We start from the raw sequence: 19,001 nt of genomic DNA on the forward strand, positions 1-19,001 counted from the left end.
AGGGCGATTCAGTAGCACGCTCAAGACCCGAAGCGGAGTGATCTAGCCATGGGCAGGTTGAAGCGGAGGTAAGACTTCGTGGAGGACCGAACCCACCAGGGTTGAAAACCTGGGGGATGACCTGTGGTTAGGGGTGAAAGGCCAATCAAACTCCGTGATAGCTGGTTCTCCCCGAAATGCATTTAGGTGCAGCGTCGTGTGTTTCTTGCCGGAGGTAGAGCACTGGATAGGCGATGGGCCCTACCGGGTTACTGACCTTAGCCAAACTCCGAATGCCGGTAAGTGAGAGCACGGCAGTGAGACTGTGGGGGATAAGCTCCATGGTCGAGAGGGAAACAGCCCAGAGCATCGACTAAGGCCCCTAAGCGTACGCTAAGTGGGAAAGGATGTGGAGTCGCAGAGACAACCAGGAGGTTGGCTTAGAAGCAGCCACCCTTGAAAGAGTGCGTAATAGCTCACTGGTCAAGTGATTCCGCGCCGACAATGTAGCGGGGCTCAAGCGTACCGCCGAAGTCGTGTCATTGCAGCAATAAGCCCCAACGGGTGCTGTGATGGGTAGGGGAGCGTCGTGTGCCGGGTGAAGCAGCCGCGGAAGCGAGTTGTGGACGGTTCACGAGTGAGAATGCAGGCATGAGTAGCGATACACACGTGAGAAACGTGTGCGCCGATTGACTAAGGGTTCCTGGGTCAAGCTGATCTGCCCAGGGTAAGTCGGGACCTAAGGCGAGGCCGACAGGCGTAGTCGATGGACAACCGGTTGATATTCCGGTACCCGCTTTGAAACGCCCAATATCGAGCCCATTAATGCTAAGCCCGTGAAGCCGTTCCGGACCCTTCGGGGAAAGGAAAGTGGTGGAGCCGGCGAACCAAGGTGGTAGTAGGTAAGCGATGGGGTGACGCAGGAAGGTAGTCCAGCCCGGGCGGTGGTTGTCCCGGGGTAAGGGTGTAGGCCGTGTGATAGGCAAATCCGTCACACATTAAGGCTGAGACCTGATGCCGAGCCGATTGTGGTGAAGTGGATGATCCTATGCTGTCGAGAAAAGCCTCTAGCGAGTTTCATGGCGGCCCGTACCCTAAACCGACTCAGGTGGTCAGGTAGAGAATACCGAGGCGTTCGGGTGAACTATGGTTAAGGAACTCGGCAAAATGCCCCCGTAACTTCGGGAGAAGGGGGGCCATCACTGGTGATCGGATTTACTCCGTGAGCTGGGGGTGGCCGCAGAGACCAGCGAGAAGCGACTGTTTACTAAAAACACAGGTCCGTGCGAAGCCGTAAGGCGATGTATACGGACTGACGCCTGCCCGGTGCTGGAACGTTAAGGGGACCGGTTAGTGACCTTTCGGGGTTGCGAAGCTGAGAACTTAAGCGCCAGTAAACGGCGGTGGTAACTATAACCATCCTAAGGTAGCGAAATTCCTTGTCGGGTAAGTTCCGACCTGCACGAATGGCGTAACGACTTCTCGACTGTCTCAACCATAGGCCCGGTGAAATTGCACTACGAGTAAAGATGCTCGTTTCGCGCAGCAGGACGGAAAGACCCCGGGACCTTTACTACAGTTTGATATTGGTGTTCGGTTCGGCTTGTGTAGGATAGGTGGGAGACTTTGAAGCCGTGACGCCAGTCATGGTGGAGTCGCCGTTGAAATACCACTCTGGTCGTGCTGGATGTCTAACCTCGGTCCGTGATCCGGATCAGGGACAGTGTCTGATGGGTAGTTTAACTGGGGCGGTTGCCTCCCAAAGGGTAACGGAGGCGCCCAAAGGTTCCCTCAGCCTGGTTGGCAATCAGGTGTTGAGTGTAAGTGCACAAGGGAGCTTGACTGTGAGACCGACGGGTCGAGCAGGGACGAAAGTCGGGACTAGTGATCCGGCGGTGGCTTGTGGAAGCGCCGTCGCTCAACGGATAAAAGGTACCCCGGGGATAACAGGCTGATCTTCCCCAAGAGTCCATATCGACGGGATGGTTTGGCACCTCGATGTCGGCTCGTCGCATCCTGGGGCTGGAGTCGGTCCCAAGGGTTGGGCTGTTCGCCCATTAAAGCGGTACGCGAGCTGGGTTTAGAACGTCGTGAGACAGTTCGGTCCCTATCCGCTGCGCGCGTAGGAATATTGAGAAGGGCTGTCCCTAGTACGAGAGGACCGGGACGGACGAACCTCTGGTGTGCCAGTTGTCCTGCCAAGGGCATGGCTGGTTGGCTACGTTCGGGAGGGATAACCGCTGAAAGCATCTAAGCGGGAAGCCTGCTTCGAGATGAGTATTCCCACCTCCTTGAGAGGGTAAGGCTCCCAGTAGACGACTGGGTTGATAGGCCGGATGTGGAAGCCCAGTAATGGGTGGAGCTGACCGGTACTAATAGGCCGAGGGCTTGTCCTCAGTTGCTCGCGTCCACTGTGTTAGTTCTGAAGTAACGAACACGCCCCCCACTTGGTCGGGGCGCGGCGGTTCAACTTCATAGTGTTTCGGTGGTCATAGCGTTAGGGAAACGCCCGGTTACATTCCGAACCCGGAAGCTAAGCCTTTCAGCGCCGATGGTACTGCAGGGGGGACCCTGTGGGAGAGTAGGACGCCGCCGAACAATCTTTAGCCTCAACCCCCGGACCTTGTCCGGGGGTTGAGGCATTTTTGCGATGGGTTACTTTTGGCCAAGGATTGACCGGGCCATGACATTTCTCGATCGTTGTGTCACCCTTCGTGCGCACTCCGAATCCGGGCGGCCGGCTCCGCCAGGCCGCTTGGGTTCCCCCCACCCACAACGCAGTGGCAAGGAGGAGCGACATGAAGTACACCCCCACACTGAGTGGATTGGCCGCGCTGGTGATCGCGGCCGGCATCGGTGCTTCTACGACGGCGTATGCCGACACCACCGAGGACCTCAAGGTCGACGGAGTGATCGTCGTCTCGGGGAACACCTGTAGCTGGACCAACGCCAGCAGCAGTGCGAATCCGCCGAGCGCGCTCACCGTGGACCGGGCGACGATCAACAAGCCGGGCGGCAATCTGGCCTGCGGCGGGGGCATCAGTGCCCAGCTCAACAACAACCCGGCCTTCACCTTCGACGACGCCGCCGGTACGGCGAGGACCGACGCCATCGACATCACCGGCAAGCAGTCGTTCGTCTCCTGCCGCTACAAGGCGACGAACATCGTCTGGAATCGTGACGGTGCCAGCAGGAAGTACCTGAACACGCCGTTCACGGCCACCAAGGTCTCAGGCTCGTTCCTCTGTCCCGGCTCCTTCAGTGCCGCGGCCGGGGAGGCTTCTGTCGTATTCCGTTGATCCAGTGATCGGATCGGTGGCCGGTTCTGGGTTTCCCAGGGCCGGCCACCGGTCGTTGGGGGCACTACAGGCGGCCGGCGGCCTTGAGGGCGAGATAGGCGTCCGCCAGGGCGGGGGCGAGGTTCTCCGGGGTGGCGTCGACGACTGTGACGCCGTAGCGGCGGAGCTGGTCCGCGGTGCGGTGGCGCTGGGCCTCGGCCTGGGTCGCCGCAGCGGCTTCGTAGACGGCGTCGATCGTGCCGCGGTTGGTGGCCATGCGGTCGGTGTGCGGGTCGGCCACGGAGGCGACGAGCACGGTGTGGCGCTGCGTGAGCTGCGGCAGGACCGGGAGAAGACCCTCCTCGATCGGGGCGGCGTCGAGGCTGGTGAGCAGGACGAGGAGCGAGCGGCGCGGGGCCCGGGCCAGGGCCGTCGCCGCGAGGCCCCGGGCGTCCGTCTCCACGAGTTCGGGCTCGATCGGGGCCAGGGCGTTCACCACGGCGGGCAGGACGTCGCCGGCCGAGCGGCCTTGTACCTGGGCGCGGAGGCGGCGGTCGTAGGCCAGGACGTCGACTCGGTCGCCGGCGCGGGAGGCGAGGGCGGTGAGGAGAAGGGCGGCGTCCATCGCGGCGTCGAGGCGGGGGACGTCGCCGACACGGCCGGCGGACGTGCGGCCGGTGTCGAGGACGATCAGGATGTGACGGTCCCGCTCGGGGCGCCAGGTGCGGACGGCGACGGTCGTCTGGCGTGCGGTGGCCCGCCAGTCGATGGAGCGGGTGTCGTCGCCCGGGACGTACTCGCGGAGGCTGTCGAACTCCGTGCCCTCGCCGCGGATGAGGACGCTGGTGCGGCCGTCGAGCTCGCGGAGGCGGGCCAGCCGGGACGGCAGGTGCTTGCGGCTGGTGAAGGGTGGCAGGACGCGGACGGTCCAGGGCACCGTGTGGCTGCCCTGTCGGGCGGCGAGGCCTAGGGGTCCGTACGAGCGGACGGTGACGCGTGCGGCCTGGCGGTCGCCTCGGCGGGTGGGACGCAGCGATGTGGTGATGCGTCGGCGTTCGCCTGCGGGGACGTTCAACTTCTGGCGGGAAGCGGCCTGTTCGGTGCCGGGGAGCCAGCTGCTGGGCGGCCAGGCGTCTCGGATCCGGGCGCGGAGGCGCCGACGGGACGGGTTGGTCACGGTGAGCTGCACTTCGGCCCCGTCACCCAGTCGAACTGTTGTGTCACCACTTCGGGTGAACTGGAGCGTTCGCACTGGCGCGGCCATCGCGTAGTCGCACAGAATTGCGAGTGAGAGGGGCGCGTTCACCGCGAGCACCCCCGCCCAACTGGGGGCGAGGATGCCGACGGGGAGCGATCCGAGGGCGGCGATCAGCGCCGTTCGTCCGGTGAGGGCCATGGGGCGCCGTTCTCAGCGGGGTACGGGGACGTGGGCGAGGATCGAGTTGATGACGGAGTCGGCGGTGACGCCCTCCATCTCGGCCTCGGGCCGCAGTTGGACGCGGTGGCGGAGAGTGGGCAGCGCCAGGGCCTTCACATCGTCCGGGGTGACGTAGTCCCGGCCGGTGAGCCAGGCCCAGGCGCGGGCGGTGGAGAGCAGGGCGGTGGCTCCTCGGGGGGAGACGCCGAGGGTGAGCGAGGGGGATTCACGCGTGGCACGACAGATATCGACGACATAGCCGGCGATCTCGGGGGAGACCGAGGTCTTGGCGACGGCATCGCGGGCGGCCTCGAGTTCGGCGGGGCCGGCGACCGGGCGGACTCCGGCGGCCTTGAGGTCGCGGGGGTCGAAGCCGTTCGCATGCCGCGTCAGGACGTTGATCTCGTCCTCGCGGGAAGGCAGCGGGACCGTCAGCTTCAGCAGGAAGCGGTCGAGTTGGGCCTCGGGGAGCGGATAGGTGCCCTCGTACTCGACGGGGTTCTGGGTGGCGGCGACGAGGAACGGGTCGGGCAGGGGACGGGGGGTTCCGTCGACGGTGACCTGACGTTCCTCCATGGCCTCAAGAAGGGAGGCCTGGGTCTTGGGAGGCGTGCGGTTGATCTCGTCGGCGAGCAGCAGGTTGGTGAAGACCGGGCCTGGCTGGAAGGAGAACTCTGCGGTACGGGCGTCGTAGACGAGGGAGCCGGTGACGTCGCTCGGCATCAGATCGGGGGTGAACTGGACACGCTTGGTGTCGAGTTCGAGCGTGGCCGCGAGCGCGCGGACCAGCAGCGTCTTGGCGACGCCGGGGACTCCTTCGAGGAGGACGTGACCCCGGCAGAGCAGGGCGACGACGAGTCCGGTGACGGCGGGGTCCTGGCCGACCACCGCCTTCGCGATCTCGGTGCGCAGGGCCTCCAGGGAGGCGCGGGCGCTGTCCGAGTTCGTAGCGGTCTCGGGGGTCGGGGCGCTCATGAGGTGCGTACCTCTCTTTCGAGGGCGTCGAGTTGGTCCGCCAGGCGGATGAGAGCGGCGTCGTCGGCGGGAGCCGGGCCGAAGAGGAGGTCCCTGGCGTCCGTGGCGCTCCCGGCGAGCCGCGCGGAGAGTGCGGGGAGCAGGGTGTCGGGGGCATGGGCGTCCTGGGACGAGACGCCGAGGAGAGGGGCGATCCGGGTGCGGGTCGCGGTGCGCAGGACGGTGGCGGCGCGGTCACGCGCGTTGCCCTTGCGGTAGAGGCGGGCGCGGCCCTCGGTGGCTTCGGAGGCGCGGACGGCCACCGGGAGGGGTTCGGTCACCAGCGGGCCGAGGCGGCGTCCTCGCCAGACGGCGGCGAGGACGGCGGCGAAGGCGAGTTGAAGGGTGCCCCAGAGCCAGCCCGAGGGGACGAGTGAGAGGAAGCCGTCGGTGGTGCTCTCGGGGGTCCGGCCCTCGGGGGTGCCCTCGGTGGCGGACGGATCGGAGAGGGAAGGGAGGTACCAGACGAGATGAGGGCGGGAGCCGAGGAGTTGCAGGGCGAGCGAGGCGTTGCCCTGCTGGTCGAGACGCTCGTTGAGGAGGATGTCGGGGGAGCCGAGGAGGACGGTGTCGCCGCCTCCCGCAGCCGGGAGGACGACCAGGGTGGGCAGTCCGTCTCCGGGGTAGCAGGCGGTCGAGCCGGTGGTGTCGGTGCTGTAGCGCTCGCCGCCGATGTCGACGCGGCCGGCACTGACGGCGGCGGGAAGGGAGCAGCTGGGTTCACGGCCCGTCACCGACGTGCTGGTGCCGGCGGTGACGCCGGGGGCCAGGGTGTCGAGCGAGGCGTGGCCGGCACCGACGAGGACGGTGCGGCCGCCGGAGTCGTTCATGGCCTCTTGCAGGGTGGACTGCTGATGGCCGGTCAGCAGATCCGGTGTGGTGACCAGGAGGGTGCTGTCGGACCCGGTGGCGGCGGTGACCTCGTCGAGGGTCGTGACCACCTGGACCGTGACGCCCTGGGCCTTGAGGATCTCGGCGACGGCGCGGCTGCCGTTGGGGTCGGCGGAGCGGGGATCGAGGTGACCGTGGTGGTCCGTGGAGCGCACGGTCGCCAGGATGACGCCGCCGATGACGATCAGGCCGAGGACGAGAAGGACGCCGCGGGCTCGGCTCCAGATCTGGCGGGGGCCGAGCGAGGTCGAGGTGGCGCTGGTGCGCGGCCGGCTCATTCGAGGGCTCCCGCGGCGGCGGTGTCGAGCGTCGGCCTGGTCCGCTCCAGAGCGGTGTCGAGTTCCTCGATGCGGCGGTACGCGAGCTCGTCGGCGGTGCGGCCACCGTATGTGACGTCGTCGAAGGAGCGGGCCGCGGCGCGGAGCTCGTCGGAGCGCGAGGGCAGGCTGCGTGCCGCTTCGGCGGCGGCCTCGTCTGCCGTGCGACCAGGGCGGGGGTCGAGGAGGGTGCGCTCCTCCAGGGAGCGGACGATCGCCCGCATCCGTTCCTGGAGGGCCTGGTTCCAGCGGCCGGCGGCGGCGTGCCGGGCGGCGGCGGTCCGGTGCTCCTCGGCGGTGCGGGGGCCGTCGTCGAAGAGGGAGTCTCCGGTGGCGGGGGTGCGCTGCGGTGTGCCGAGCCGCCACCAGAGCGCGCCGACCAGGGCGAGCACGACCACGACGATCGCGAGAAGTCCGAGCAGGCCGCCGGGGGTTGCCCCCGAGGCGGCGTCGAAGAGTCCGCCGACCCACTTCCAGAGGTGGTCGAGGCCGCGTTCGAGCAGGCTCGGGTCGTTCTCGTGGTACATCGGTTTGGACAGTTCCCGCTCCGCCGCCTCCCGTGCGGGGACGCGGGGTACGTCCACCGGTACGTCGTCGGTGCCGCGTTGCGGCAGCCGCGCCGTGGTCATGCCCCCCGTGTGGATCACCCCGTCAGCCCCCGGTGGCCGGGTCGCCGGGGGCGGGGCCGTAACCGGGGACGCCGGCGGCACGGGCGAGTTCGAGGTCGAGGGCCTCGCGACGGATGCGCTGGTCGATGTAGAGGAGGACGGTCACACCGGCCGAGATCGGGTACGCGATGGCGTTGGTGACGACTCCGCCGATGCCGGTGATGATCAGGAACGTCCAGCCGAACTCCGGGGTGGAGTCGGAGAGCAGTCCGCTGAAGCCCTCGCCGTCGGCGGCGATCCCGATGATCGCGAACGGGATGGCGATGATCATCGCCATGATGAAGAGCAGCAGCTGCGTGAGCAGGGTGATGCCGAAGATCCGCCACCAGGAGCCCTGGACGAGCTTCGCCGAGCGCTTCAGGGACGAGACGATGCCCTGCCGTTCCAGCATGAGGGCCGGGGACGCCAGGCTGAAGCGGACCATCAGCCAGACGATGGCCACCATGCCGCCGAGAGCGCCGAGGGCGACGAGCAGTCCGCCGGCGGCGTCTCCGACGAGGGTGCCGGGCAGCAGGGCGACGAGCATGATGGCGGCGCCCATCAGGGGCAGCAGCAAGGTCAGCCCGAGCAGCTGGAGCAGGCGGGGACGGGCCTCGCGCCATGCGGCGCCGATCGACACCGGTCGCCCGAGGACGGCGCGGCTGATGACGACCGTGAGCAGGGCGGCGCTCACGAGGGTGGCCATCAGGAGGATGAGGATCGCCGGGACGGAGGCGACGAGGCTCCTCTGCAGGGTGTCGCCGAGCTGGGCCACGGCCTCGCCCGGGCTGGCGTCCGGGTTGATCTCGGGCGGCGCCGGGACGAGGTAGCGCTGGACGAGGATGTCGGCGATCTGGGAGATCACCGCGACGGTGACCGTGATCGCCAGGACCGTGCGCCAGTAGGTGCGCATCGTCGACACGGCGCCGTCGAGGATCTCGCCCATGCCCAGGGGACGCAGGGGGATCACGCCGGGCTTGGCGGCCGGCGGCTTGCCCCAGTTCCCGTACGGGGGCCGGCCGCCCCAGCCCTGGCCCGGTCCGGGGGTGGGGCCGGGTGCCTGGGCCTGGCCCGGGACGGGGGCGGTCGGGGGGGACCACTGTCCGGCGGGCGGCTGGTCCTTGGACCACTGGGGGGCGGAGCCGTTCGCGTCACCGGGCGTCGTGGGCCGGGGAACCCCGGAACCGTCCTGGCCGTCGGAGGGAGCAGATCCGGGCGAGGTCCAGCCCGGAGTGTCGTTCACGGTCGTCCACCTCGAGGAATGGTCGCGGGGCCGGCTCGGAGAGCCGACGCGGTCTCAGTGGCCGATCCCCGTGCGGGGCGGCGGGCCGTGAGCCATCGTGCCACGAGGGGCCCGCCGGTGGGCGGGGGCCGGTACCACCTTCTGACCTTGGTTCCGACCTCGTCGTCGGAGCGCCAGGGGTCAGACCGGGCGGATGCCTGACCAGTGCCCACAAACCCCGCGAGCCTGGGGCTACCCGGGGCGACCGTAGACGTGGCCCCTCACCAGGGGGCCCTCTCCAGAGGCGACGCGGCACTCGCGCCTGTCTGGCGGTCGGGGGCGAAGGTCAGGAGCATGGGGAGATGATCCTTGTCGTCTTCCGGGCCGTGGGGCGGGGGCTGTGGCGGGTTCGGTCGTGGGACTGGGGTGGGTGGTCGGGGTACGGTTCAGGACGGCCGACGGGGGCTTTGGGTCCATGTCTGACATCAGCGCCCACGGACAAGGGCGGCCTGCGGTGGACGATCACGGACGTTGCCGCTGGTCAGTGAGGTATCTCACCAGCCGCCTTGAGACTGATACGGAAATGGGATGATGTCGATATGAAGGGACGCGTTCTTGTCGTCGACGACGACACCGCACTGGCCGAGATGCTCGGCATCGTGCTGCGGGGTGAAGGGTTCGAGCCGTCGTTCGTCGCGGACGGCGACAAGGCGCTCGCCGCATTCCGCGAGGCCAAGCCGGACCTGGTGCTGTTGGACCTGATGCTGCCCGGCAGGGACGGCATCGAGGTGTGCCGGCTCATCAGGGCCGAGTCCGGTGTGCCCATCGTCATGCTGACCGCCAAGAGCGACACCGTCGACGTGGTGGTGGGTCTCGAGTCCGGGGCCGACGACTACATCGTCAAGCCGTTCAAGCCGAAGGAGCTCGTCGCCCGTATCCGGGCGCGGCTGCGGAGGTCGGAGGAGCCCGCGCCGGAGCAGCTCGCCATCGGCGACCTGGTCATCGACGTGGCCGGTCACTCGGTGAAGCGGGACGGGCAGTCCATCGCCCTGACGCCGCTCGAGTTCGACCTGCTCGTCGCCCTGGCCCGCAAGCCGTGGCAGGTGTTCACCCGTGAGGTCCTGCTGGAGCAGGTCTGGGGCTACCGCCACGCGGCCGACACCCGGCTGGTGAACGTACACGTCCAGCGGCTGCGCTCGAAGGTCGAGAAGGACCCGGAGCGGCCGGAGATCGTGGTGACCGTCCGCGGTGTCGGTTACAAGGCGGGGCCGAGCTGACATGAGCGTAGGCAGTACTGCTCCGAAGCCCGGGGACCCGGGAGTCCGGACGGGGCGGGCTGCCGGACCGGGACGGGGGGGCTCGCGATTCGGCCGTCTGCTTCAGGACGGGGCACCGGGTGGTTCGGCCCTCCGGCTCCTCGCCCGCTGGGTGCGCCGCCCGCTGCTCCCCGCCGTCCGGCTGTGGCGGCGGAACATCCAGCTGCGTGTCGTCGCGGGCACCCTGCTGATGTCACTCGGTGTCGTGCTGCTGCTCGGCCTGGTCGTCATCGGCCAGGTCCGTAACGGTCTCCTCGACGCGAAGGAGAGGGCCGCCCAGAGCCAGGCCGCCGGCGGGTTCTCCGCCGCCCAGGACAGGGCGGCGACCACGCCGACCGGGCCGGGCGGGCAGGACCGCGGGCGCGCGGGTTCCTCGCTGACCTGGCGCTCCACGCTGGTCGAGCAGCTCGCCAGTGGTGGCCAGAGCGCGTTCAACGTGGTCGCGCTCTCCATGGAGGACTCCGACGGGCCCGCCAGCCGGGGTGCGCGCGCCTCCGGCGAGGTCGATCCGGACACCAGCATCCCCGGCGACCTGCGGCACTCCGTCGCCCAGGGCGCGGGCACGTTCCAGAAGTACACGCGGATCCACTACACCAACGGCAAGGAAGCCGAGCCCGCGCTGGTGATCGGCAAGCGGCTCAACGATGCCGAGGGCACCCAGTACGAGCTGTACTACCTCTTCCCGCTGGCCCAGGAGGAGGACTCCCTCACCCTGGTCAAGGGCACCCTGGCGACCGCCGGACTGTTCGTGGTCGTGCTGCTCGGCGCCATCGCCTGGCTCGTGGTGCGCCAGATCGTCACCCCCGTACGGATGGCGGCCGGGGTCGCCGAGCGGCTCTCCGCCGGCCGTCTGCAGGAGCGGATGAAGGTCACCGGCGAGGACGACATCGCCCGGCTCGGTGAGGCCTTCAACAAGATGGCGCAGAACCTCCAGCTCAAGATCCAGCAGCTGGAGGAGCTCTCGCGGATGCAGCGGCGGTTCGTCTCGGACGTCTCGCACGAGCTGCGTACGCCGCTGACGACGGTACGGATGGCGGCCGATGTCATCCACGAGGCCCGCGTCGACTTCGATCCCGTCACCGCCCGCTCCGCCGAACTCCTCGGCGACCAGCTGGACCGCTTCGAGTCGCTGCTCTCCGATCTGCTGGAGATCAGCCGCTTCGACGCGGGGGCGGCGGCCCTGGAGGCCGAGCCGATAGACCTGCGCCAGGTCGTACGGCGGGTGATCGGCGGTGCCGAGCCGCTCGCCGAGCGCAAGGGCGGCCGGATCGTCGTGGTCGGCGACGAGCAGCCGGTCGTGGCAGAGGCGGACGCCCGGCGGGTCGAGCGGGTGCTGCGCAACCTGGTGGTCAACGCGGTCGAGCACGGCGAGGGCCGGGACGTGATCGTCAAGCTGGCTGCGGCCGGCGGAGCCGTCGCGGTGGCCGTGCGGGACTACGGGGTGGGGCTCAAGCCGGGCGAGGCGACCCGGGTGTTCAACCGGTTCTGGCGGGCGGACCCGGCACGCGCGCGTACCACCGGCGGGACGGGCCTCGGCCTGTCGATCGCGGTGGAGGACGCGCGGCTGCACGGCGGCTGGCTCCAGGCCTGGGGAGAGCCCGGCGGCGGCTCGCAGTTCCGCCTCACCCTGCCGCGCACCGCGGACGAGCCGCTGCGCGGCTCCCCGATCCCCCTGGAGCCGGAGGACTCGCGGCGCAACCGCGAGCAGGACCAGGCGCGGACCCCCGCCCAGGGGCGGGCCGGGGGGGAGCCTCGGGAGAACGGCCGGCGCCAGGTGGCGCTGCCGGTACAGCCCGGAGGGGACCGTCCCGCCCTGCCCGTACCGCCGCGGATGCCGCCGGCGCCGCGGGCCACGGCGGACCCGACGGCGCTGCCGGGCAGCGGTGCCCGGGTCGTCGCGCGGGCGGCGGCCGAGGCCGACAGCAGTGAGGCGAGGGCGTCGACGCACGCCGAGGGGGAGGACGGGACACGTGGGCGCTGACTTCCGAGGAGAGCGGAAGGCGGCCGACGACAGCGGGGCCGCTGCCGCGCGCTCGTCCGCCCGCCCGGCGCGGACGAGCCTGCTGCTGGCGTGCGGCGGGCTGCTGGTGGCCGGCTGCGCGACGATGCCCGACAGCGGGGACGTCCAGCAGGTGAAGGCGTCCAACCCTGGCGACTCGCAGGTCCGGGTCTACGCCGTGCAGCCGCGGGAGAACGCGCAGCCCGACGAGATCGTCGACGGCTTCCTGGAGGCGATGACCAGTGACGATCCCGGTTTCGCCACGGCCCGGAAGTATCTGACGAAGCAGGCCGCGCGGACCTGGAAGCCCGACCAGAGCATCACCGTGCTGACCACCGCACCGGACCGTGAGCAGGCCGACCGGCTCGCCGACGCCGAGAACGAGGGCCGCTCCTATCCGATCCGCGGCCGGCAGATCGCGACCGTGGACGCCCGGCACGCCTACCAGCCGAGGAACCCGGCCGAGTACAAGGACTTCATCCACGTCGTGCAGCAGCCGTCCGCGGACGGCAAGGGCAGGGAGTGGCGCATCGACCACCTGCCGCCCGGGCTCGTGCTCAGCGAGGCCGACTTCCAGCGCAACTACCGCTCCGTCAACACGTACTACTTCGCCTCCGAGGAGGACTGGGTCGTCGCCGACCCGGTGTACATCCGGCAGCGGCAGGACCCGGTGACCCGGATGGATCCGGTGACCCAGACGGTGAAGGCGCTCCTCGAAGGGCCGACGAACTGGCTGAAGCCGGCCGTCGATTCACGTTTCCCGTCCGGTACGGAGCTGAAGGACGGTGTCACCACGCTCGCGACGGACGACCAGTCCACGCTGAAGGTGCCGCTCAACGCCAAGGCCGACCGGGTGGGCGGGGAGGTGTGCCGGCGGATGGCGGCTCAGTTGCTGTTCACGCTCGGCGATCTGACGTCCGTACGGGTCGAGCAGGTGGAGCTCCAGCGGGGTTCCGACGGCGGGCGGCTGTGTGTGCTGTCCAAGGCGCAGGCCGAGGAGTTCGCGCCGGTGCGCGACTCGGGCCTGGCGGAGAACCCGTTCTTCGTCGACGAGCACGGCGCGCTGAAGACGCTGCCGGTCGGCGGCAAGGAGGACGCCGAGCCGGACGCGACGCTGGGGCCGTTCGGCAAGGGCGCGACGCCGCTGCGGTCGGTCGCGGTCGACCGTGACGAGAGCCGCGCGGCCGGGGTCGGCAAGGACGGGCGCGAGCTGCGCGTGGCATCGATCCTCACCGACCACGAGCTGCACCCTGCCCTGGTGACCAGTACCGCGGCCCGGCCCGAGGACCGGCTGTCCGCACCGAGCTGGGACGGCCGCGGGGACCTGTGGGTCGCCGACCGCAACCCCGCGAAGCCGCGGCTGTGGATGGTGCCGGACGGCGACGGCACGCCCGTGGAGGTACGGGCGCCCTGGCTGACGGCCGGCGCGCGCGTGGAGTCGCTGAGGGTCTCGGCGGACGGCGTGCGGGTGGCCATGGTCCTGAAGGAGAAGGACGGCAGTACCGCCCTGAAGATCGGGCGGGTGGAGCGTGAGGGCGACGGGACGGGGGCGACCGTGTCGGTCGCGGACCTCCAGCCGGTGGCGCCGCGCATGGAGGCCGTCACGGCCGTGTCCTGGGCCGGTCCGAGCAGGCTCGTGGTGGTCGGCAAGGAGGCCGGCGGGGTCCAGCAGGTCCGCTACGTCCAGACGGACGGGGCGACCTCGGCGACCTCGGTGCTGCCGGGGCTCAACGGGGTGACGGCGGTGGCCGCGCCGAACGACGACAAGGCCCCGGTGGTCGCCGACTCCGGCAACGACGGCATCGTGCGGCTGATGCCGGGCGCGAACTGGCAGCGCCTGGTCAAGATCGCGGGCTCCTCGCCGGTCTACCCGGGGTAGCCACCCGACCGGGCGAACCGGGGAAGCCGCTGCCTCTGGTCCCGGCCGTCTGTTGTCCACAGGGCCGTTGTCCACAGGGGTGGCCGGGCCGGTCCGGCAGGAGGACAGTGGAGCCATGCGGGGGTGGTGGCGCGAGATCGCCGGACTGGTCCTGCCGGTCGCCTGCGGAGGCTGCGGCAGGCCCCGTACGGAGTTGTGCCCGTCCTGCCGGGCGGAGCTGACCGACCGGGGGCCGCGCCGGGTCCGTCCGCTCCCCGAGCCGGCCGGGATGCCGAGGGTGCATGCAGCCGCGCCGTACGCCGACACCGTGCGCTCCGTGCTGCTCGCCCACAAGGAACGCGGCGCGCTCTCCCTCGCCGGGCCCCTCGGGTGCGCGCTCGCGGGCGCCGTGGAAGCCGCTGCCGGGCACTGTGAGGGCCCTGGGGTGCTCCCCCTGTTCCTTGTACCGGTGCCGTCGTCCCGTCGCTCGGTGCGGGCGCGTGGCCACGATCCGACCCGGCGCATCGCGCTTGCCGCCGCAGGCCGGCTGCGCCGTCAGGGTCGGGCCGCTCGGGTGACTCCGGTCTTGCGGCAGCGCCGCGCGGTCGCGGACCAGTCCGGGCTCACCGCCCAGGGGCGGTTCGCCAACCTGGCAGGGGCGCTGGAGGTCGTGGCGGGCGGCCGGCGGCTCGTCGAGCGCGGCCGGGTGGTGCTGGTGGACGATCTGATGACCACGGGCGCCTCGTTGGCGGAAGCGGCACGGGCACTCGGTGCCGTACATCCGCCGTTCATTTCGGGATTGGACGGAGACGGAATGGAGAGGCGATTCGTACAGACCGCGGCGGCGGTGGTGGCTTGTTCGCCATCGTCGTTCGATATAAACCGGAACGGACTGGCGACTTGCATCGTTGCAGGTGATGAGAGGTGAAAACACCCGTACGGAGGTATGTGGCTGCAGCGGGTGCCGACACCCGACCGAACGAGCTATGTTCGGTTGTGAGGAGTGGCGAAGGCTACGCCTCACCGAATGCACGGGTGCGCCTACAGGACAGGAGTTCAGGGCGAATTAACCTCAAGTTGGTGGGGTGGGGATCTTGCCGACTGGGGAGGAGGAGGTGAACGTCGCCAAGTCCGAGGCTCCGGCATTCACCGGAGTCTGGTGCAAAGGGAGAAGCTCAGCGGCACAGGAGCCGATCTGAGCGATCCGGGAACGGAGTTCTGCGTGGACATCGTCGTCAAGGGCCGCAAGACCGAGGTGCCCGAGCGGTTCCGCAAGCACGTGGCCGAGAAGCTGAAGCTGGAGAAGATCCAGAAGCTCGACGGCAAGGTGATCAGCCTCGACGTCGAGGTGTCCAAGGAGCACAACCCGCGGCAGGCCGACCGGTCCGACCGTGTGGAGATCACCGTCCATTCCCGAGGCCCGGTGATCCGGGCAGAAGCGGCGGCAGGCGACCCGTACGCAGCGCTGGACCTTGCCCACGGCAAGCTCGAGGCACGACTGCGCAAGCAGCACGACAAGAGGTACACGCGCCGCGGCAGCGGCAGGCTGTCGGCGGCCGAGGTCGCCGATGTGGTGCCGGGCGTCGCTCAGCTCAACGGAAGCGGCGAGCTGGTCGGCGAGGAGTCCGGAGCGGTGCCCACCACGATGATGGGCTCGATCGAAGTGCAGGGCGAAGGCCCCCTGGTGGTCCGCGAGAAGACGCACAGGGCCGCCCCGATGACCCTCGACCAGGCGCTCTACGAGATGGAGCTCGTCGGTCACGACTTCTATCTGTTCGTCGACTCCGACACGAAGCAGCCGAGTGTCGTCTACCGGCGGCACGCGTACGACTACGGCGTCATCCATCTGGAGAGCGACCCGCTCGCCGAGGGTGGCGGCGCCGGTGGTGCCCTCGGCGGCTGACCCACAGCCGCAGGACCACACCCATATCTGTCCGTCACGGTGCCCCTGGAGCGCCCCTTGCGCCCCCAGGGGCACCCCCGTGCTCCTACGGGAGCACCGCGTCGTCGCCCGGGCATGAAATCATGGCCTGCACGCCAACCTCTGGTCCAAGAGCAGAGGTTGAAGGACCGAACACGAATTCAGGCCACGGCCTTCAGGGGGAGGAACGATGGCGGACAGCTTCGGGCCGGTGCACAGCGGGCGGGAGTCCGATGGCGCGGCCCTCCCCGAGGGATCGGATTCGGACAGCGGGGACTCCCGCAAAGAGCCGATCCGGGTCCTTGTGGTGGACGACCATGCCCTGTTCCGCCGGGGCCTGGAGATCGTCCTCGCCCAGGAGGAGGACATCCAGGTCGTCGGAGAGGCCGGTGACGGGGCCGAAGCCGTCGACAAGGCAGCGGATTTGCTGCCCGACATCGTCCTGATGGATGTCCGGATGCCCAAGCGGGGCGGCATCGAGGCCTGCACGTCCATCAAGGAGGTGGCGCCCAGCGCGAAGATCATCATGTTGACGATCAGCGACGAGGAAGCCGATCTCTACGACGCGATCAAGGCGGGTGCGACCGGGTATCTCCTCAAGGAGATTTCCACCGACGAGGTCGCCACCGCGATTCGCGCGGTGGCCGACGGCCAGTCGCAGATCAGCCCCTCGATGGCGTCCAAGCTCCTCACCGAATTCAAGTCGATGATCCAGCGCACGGACGAGCGCCGGCTCGTTCCGGCGCCGCGGCTGACCGACCGCGAGCTGGAGGTCCTCAAGCTCGTCGCGACCGGAATGAACAACCGGGACATCGCGAAGGAGCTGTTCATCTCCGAGAACACGGTGAAGAACCACGTCCGGAACATCCTGGAGAAGCTGCAGCTGCACTCCAGGATGGAGGCCGTCGTCTACGCGATGCGGGAGAAGATCCTCGAGATCAGGTGAGGGCCGCCCGTGGGGGTGGGGTGAGGGCCGCCCGCGCGGTCAGGTGAGGGCCGCGGTCAGGGCGGGGGTCAGGTCCGGGCGGTTCGTACGCTCGATCCGTACGGCGTCACAGCCCACCCACTCGGCCGCCTCGCGCAGCGCCTGTGCCATCGGGCCGACCGCCTTGGCGGTGTCCAGCGACACCTGCCGGGCCACGAGCGTGCCGCCCTCGCGCGCGGGGTCGACCCGGCCCAGGAGCTTTCCGCCCGAGAGCAGCGGCATCGCGAAGTAGCCGTGCACACGCTTCTGCTTCGGCACGTACGCCTCCAGGCGGTGTGTGAAGCCGAAGATCCGCTCCGTCCGCGCCCGCTCCCAGATCAGCGAGTCGAACGGCGAAAGAAGCGTCGTCCGGTGGCGGCCGCGCGGCTCGGTCGCCAGCGCCGCCGGATCCGCCCAGGCCGGCTTGGACCAGCCCGCCACCGTGACCGGGACCAGACCCGAGGCCTCCACGACCGCGTCGAACTGCTCGGCCTTCAGCCGGTGGTAGTCGGCGATGTCCGCGCGCGTGCCCACGCCCAGCGCCTCGCCCGCCTGCCGCACCAACCGGCGAAGGCACTCGGTGTCGTCCAGGTCGTCGTGCAGCACGGTGTCCGGGATCGCCCGCTCGGCCAGGTCGTAGACCCGCTTCCAGCCCCGCCGCTCCGTGCACACCACTTCGCCGTACATCAGCGCCCGCTCGACGGCGACCTTCGACTCGGACCAGTCCCACCACTCGCCCTTGTTCTTCGCGCCGCCCAGCTCCGTCGCGGTCTGCGGCCCCTCGGTCCGCAGCTGCTTGATCACCGCGTCGTACGCACCGTCGGGCAGGTGGTGGTACCACTGCGGACGGGAGCGGTAGGCACGGCGCCGGAAGGCGAAGAGCGGCCACTCCTCGACGGGCAGGATGCAGGCGGCGTGCGACCAGTACTCAAAGGCGTGGACGTCGGTCCAGTACGCCTTCTCGACCGTCGTACGGCCCACGGCGCCCAGGCGGGCATAGGGAATCAGCTCGTGCGAGCGCGCCAGGACGGAGATCGTGTCGAGCTGCACCTGGCCCAGGTGGCGCAGGACGCCCCGCACCCCCGCGCGGCGGTCGGGCGCGCCCAGGAATCCCTGGGCGCGCAGGGCGATCCGGCGGGCTTCGTCCGCGGACAGTTCGGCGACGGGCGGCGGCACAGTGGTCATGATCCGCACCCTAGAGGGCGGCACTGACACTCGTGGGCCGGACCGGAAACGCCGGTTCGGGGGCTGGACCCGGGAGCCGCTCAGGCCCTGGGGGCCGAGAGCCGCTCGGGCCTGGGGGCCGGGGGCGGTCAGGCCTGGGACCCAGGAGCGCTCAGGCCTCGGACTCAGGAGCCGCTTCGGCGTCGGACCCGGGGCCGCTCAGGCCTCGGGGCGGGGAGCCGGCAGGTACGGGAGGGGGCTGGGGAGGCCGAGGTCCGAGGGGAGCAGGCCGCCGACCCAGGTGTCCCGGAGGACTCCCTTGTTCGGCAGCGCGGACCGCAGGACGCCCTCGATCCGGAAACCGGCCTTCTCGGCCGTCGCCCGCGAGCCGGTGTTGCCGACCTCGGCACGCCACTCCAGACGCGTACAGGCCAGGTCGGTGAAGGCCCAGCGGGCCAGGGCGAGGACGCTCTCCGTCATGTAGCCGCGGCCCCGGTGCTCCTTCGCCGTCCAGAAGCCGATCTCCCAGCCCCCCGCGCGCGGGTTGTGCAGCGCGACGGCGGCCAGGATCGGGCCGCCCTCCCGGAGCCGTACGGCGAACGAGTACTCGGAGTCGTTGCGCCAGCCGTCCGGGACGACGCGGTTCAGGAAGAACTCGGCGTCCTGGATCCCGTACGGCGACGGCACCGTCGTCCAGCGCTGGATGTCGGGGTCCTGGCAGATGGCGTGGACCTCGGCGGCGTCCTCCGGCCTGAACGTGCCGAGGGTCAGGCGATCCGTGGTCAGTGTCGTGGGCTCCATGACGGAATTCTGGTGACCGGACCGCCCTGGAGCGAACACTTTTCGGATCCCGGAAGCCCCCGCCCCGGAACGAATACTTCCGGATCCCGGAAACCCGGACGGGGAAACGAACACTTTTCGGGCCCGGCGGCACCTTCGGCGCGTCTCGAGCGTTCTCATTCCGGGCAGCGGTGACGCTCCGGACCTTCGGGCCTCCCGGCGCGGCGGCGGTCT

The 19,001-nt window shown here is 69.6% G+C and carries 14 protein-coding genes and 2 rRNA genes; 9 read left to right on the forward strand and 7 right to left on the reverse strand.

The genetic code is table 11. From position 1 onward, the window contains the following. The 3 genes from ACFY8U_RS17580 to ACFY8U_RS17590 all read left to right on the forward strand — a co-directional run. A 23S ribosomal RNA gene (locus ACFY8U_RS17580) occupies positions 1–2,375 on the forward strand; the annotation flags it as partial. A gap of 85 nt (positions 2,376–2,460) precedes the next feature. Continuing rightward, positions 2,461–2,577: ribosomal RNA gene (rrf, locus tag ACFY8U_RS17585) — 5S ribosomal RNA — on the forward strand. Positions 2,578–2,777: 200 nt separating this feature from the next. Beyond that, positions 2,778–3,278: a hypothetical protein gene (locus tag ACFY8U_RS17590; RefSeq protein ID WP_389570967.1), complete on the forward strand. Its 501-nt coding sequence runs from the start codon at positions 2,778–2,780 to the stop codon at positions 3,276–3,278. Positions 3,279–3,342: 64 nt separating this feature from the next. Here ACFY8U_RS17590 and ACFY8U_RS17595 read toward each other — a convergent pair whose 3' ends face one another. From ACFY8U_RS17595 to ACFY8U_RS17615, 5 genes are read right to left on the reverse strand one after another with little or no spacing between them, the layout of a single operon-like run. Beyond that, a complete protein-coding gene (locus ACFY8U_RS17595) occupies positions 3,343–4,653 on the reverse strand; it encodes a DUF58 domain-containing protein (protein WP_389570969.1) in 1,311 nt (436 codons plus the stop codon). Positions 4,654–4,665: 12 nt separating this feature from the next. Beyond that, positions 4,666–5,649 carry a MoxR family ATPase gene (locus ACFY8U_RS17600; RefSeq protein WP_361439357.1) on the reverse strand — a complete coding sequence of 328 codons (984 nt, stop codon included), beginning with the start codon at positions 5,647–5,649 and terminating at the stop codon, positions 4,666–4,668. Beyond that, entirely contained in the window at positions 5,646–6,857 is a 1,212-nt protein-coding gene (locus tag ACFY8U_RS17605; RefSeq protein ID WP_389570972.1) for a DUF4350 domain-containing protein, read from the reverse strand. The genes ACFY8U_RS17600 and ACFY8U_RS17605 overlap by 4 nt, the downstream gene beginning before the upstream one ends. Next, a complete protein-coding gene (locus tag ACFY8U_RS17610; RefSeq protein WP_389570975.1) occupies positions 6,854–7,525 on the reverse strand; it encodes a DUF4129 domain-containing protein in 672 nt (223 codons plus the stop codon). The genes ACFY8U_RS17605 and ACFY8U_RS17610 overlap by 4 nt, the downstream gene beginning before the upstream one ends. Before the next feature lie 22 nt (positions 7,526–7,547). Continuing rightward, on the reverse strand, positions 7,548–8,786 hold the full coding sequence (locus tag ACFY8U_RS17615) for a hypothetical protein (RefSeq protein ID WP_389570978.1): 1,239 nt from the start codon (positions 8,784–8,786) through the stop codon (positions 7,548–7,550). A gap of 578 nt (positions 8,787–9,364) precedes the next feature. Between ACFY8U_RS17615 and mtrA the strand changes: the two genes are divergently transcribed. The 6 genes from mtrA (at position 9,365) to ACFY8U_RS17645 (ending at position 16,805) form a co-directional block, all read left to right on the forward strand. Further along, a complete protein-coding gene (gene mtrA / locus ACFY8U_RS17620; protein ID WP_009333493.1) occupies positions 9,365–10,042 on the forward strand; it encodes a two-component system response regulator MtrA in 678 nt (225 codons plus the stop codon). 1 nt (position 10,043) lies between these two features. Beyond that, positions 10,044–12,062 carry an MtrAB system histidine kinase MtrB gene (mtrB, locus tag ACFY8U_RS17625; RefSeq protein ID WP_389570982.1) on the forward strand — a complete coding sequence of 673 codons (2,019 nt, stop codon included), beginning with the start codon at positions 10,044–10,046 and terminating at the stop codon, positions 12,060–12,062. A gap of 124 nt (positions 12,063–12,186) precedes the next feature. Continuing rightward, positions 12,187–13,959, forward strand: a complete 1,773-nt coding sequence (locus ACFY8U_RS17630) for an LpqB family beta-propeller domain-containing protein (RefSeq protein WP_389572051.1) — start codon at positions 12,187–12,189, stop codon at positions 13,957–13,959. 115 nt (positions 13,960–14,074) lie between these two features. Then, positions 14,075–14,866: a ComF family protein gene (locus ACFY8U_RS17635; RefSeq protein ID WP_389570985.1), complete on the forward strand. Its 792-nt coding sequence runs from the start codon at positions 14,075–14,077 to the stop codon at positions 14,864–14,866. 294 nt (positions 14,867–15,160) lie between these two features. After that, positions 15,161–15,841 (forward strand): ribosome hibernation-promoting factor, HPF/YfiA family, encoded by a 681-nt coding sequence (gene hpf / locus ACFY8U_RS17640; RefSeq protein WP_361673807.1) that lies wholly within the window; start codon positions 15,161–15,163, stop codon positions 15,839–15,841. 208 nt (positions 15,842–16,049) lie between these two features. Beyond that, a complete protein-coding gene (locus ACFY8U_RS17645) occupies positions 16,050–16,805 on the forward strand; it encodes a response regulator (RefSeq protein ID WP_389570989.1) in 756 nt (251 codons plus the stop codon). A 39-nt stretch (positions 16,806–16,844) separates the two neighbouring features. On the opposite strand, the gene ACFY8U_RS17650 is transcribed toward ACFY8U_RS17645, so the two are convergent. Together ACFY8U_RS17650 and ACFY8U_RS17655 are read right to left on the reverse strand one after the other, a co-directional pair. Further along, entirely contained in the window at positions 16,845–18,008 is a 1,164-nt protein-coding gene (locus ACFY8U_RS17650; RefSeq protein ID WP_389570992.1) for a winged helix-turn-helix domain-containing protein, read from the reverse strand. Positions 18,009–18,206: 198 nt separating this feature from the next. Next, positions 18,207–18,788, reverse strand: coding sequence for a GNAT family N-acetyltransferase (locus ACFY8U_RS17655; RefSeq protein WP_389570995.1), 582 nt, complete (start codon positions 18,786–18,788; stop codon positions 18,207–18,209). Positions 18,789–19,001 lie beyond the last annotated feature (213 nt).

The organism is Streptomyces sp. NPDC012508, assembly GCF_042902595.1.
Lineage (GTDB): Bacteria > Actinomycetota > Actinomycetes > Streptomycetales > Streptomycetaceae > Streptomyces.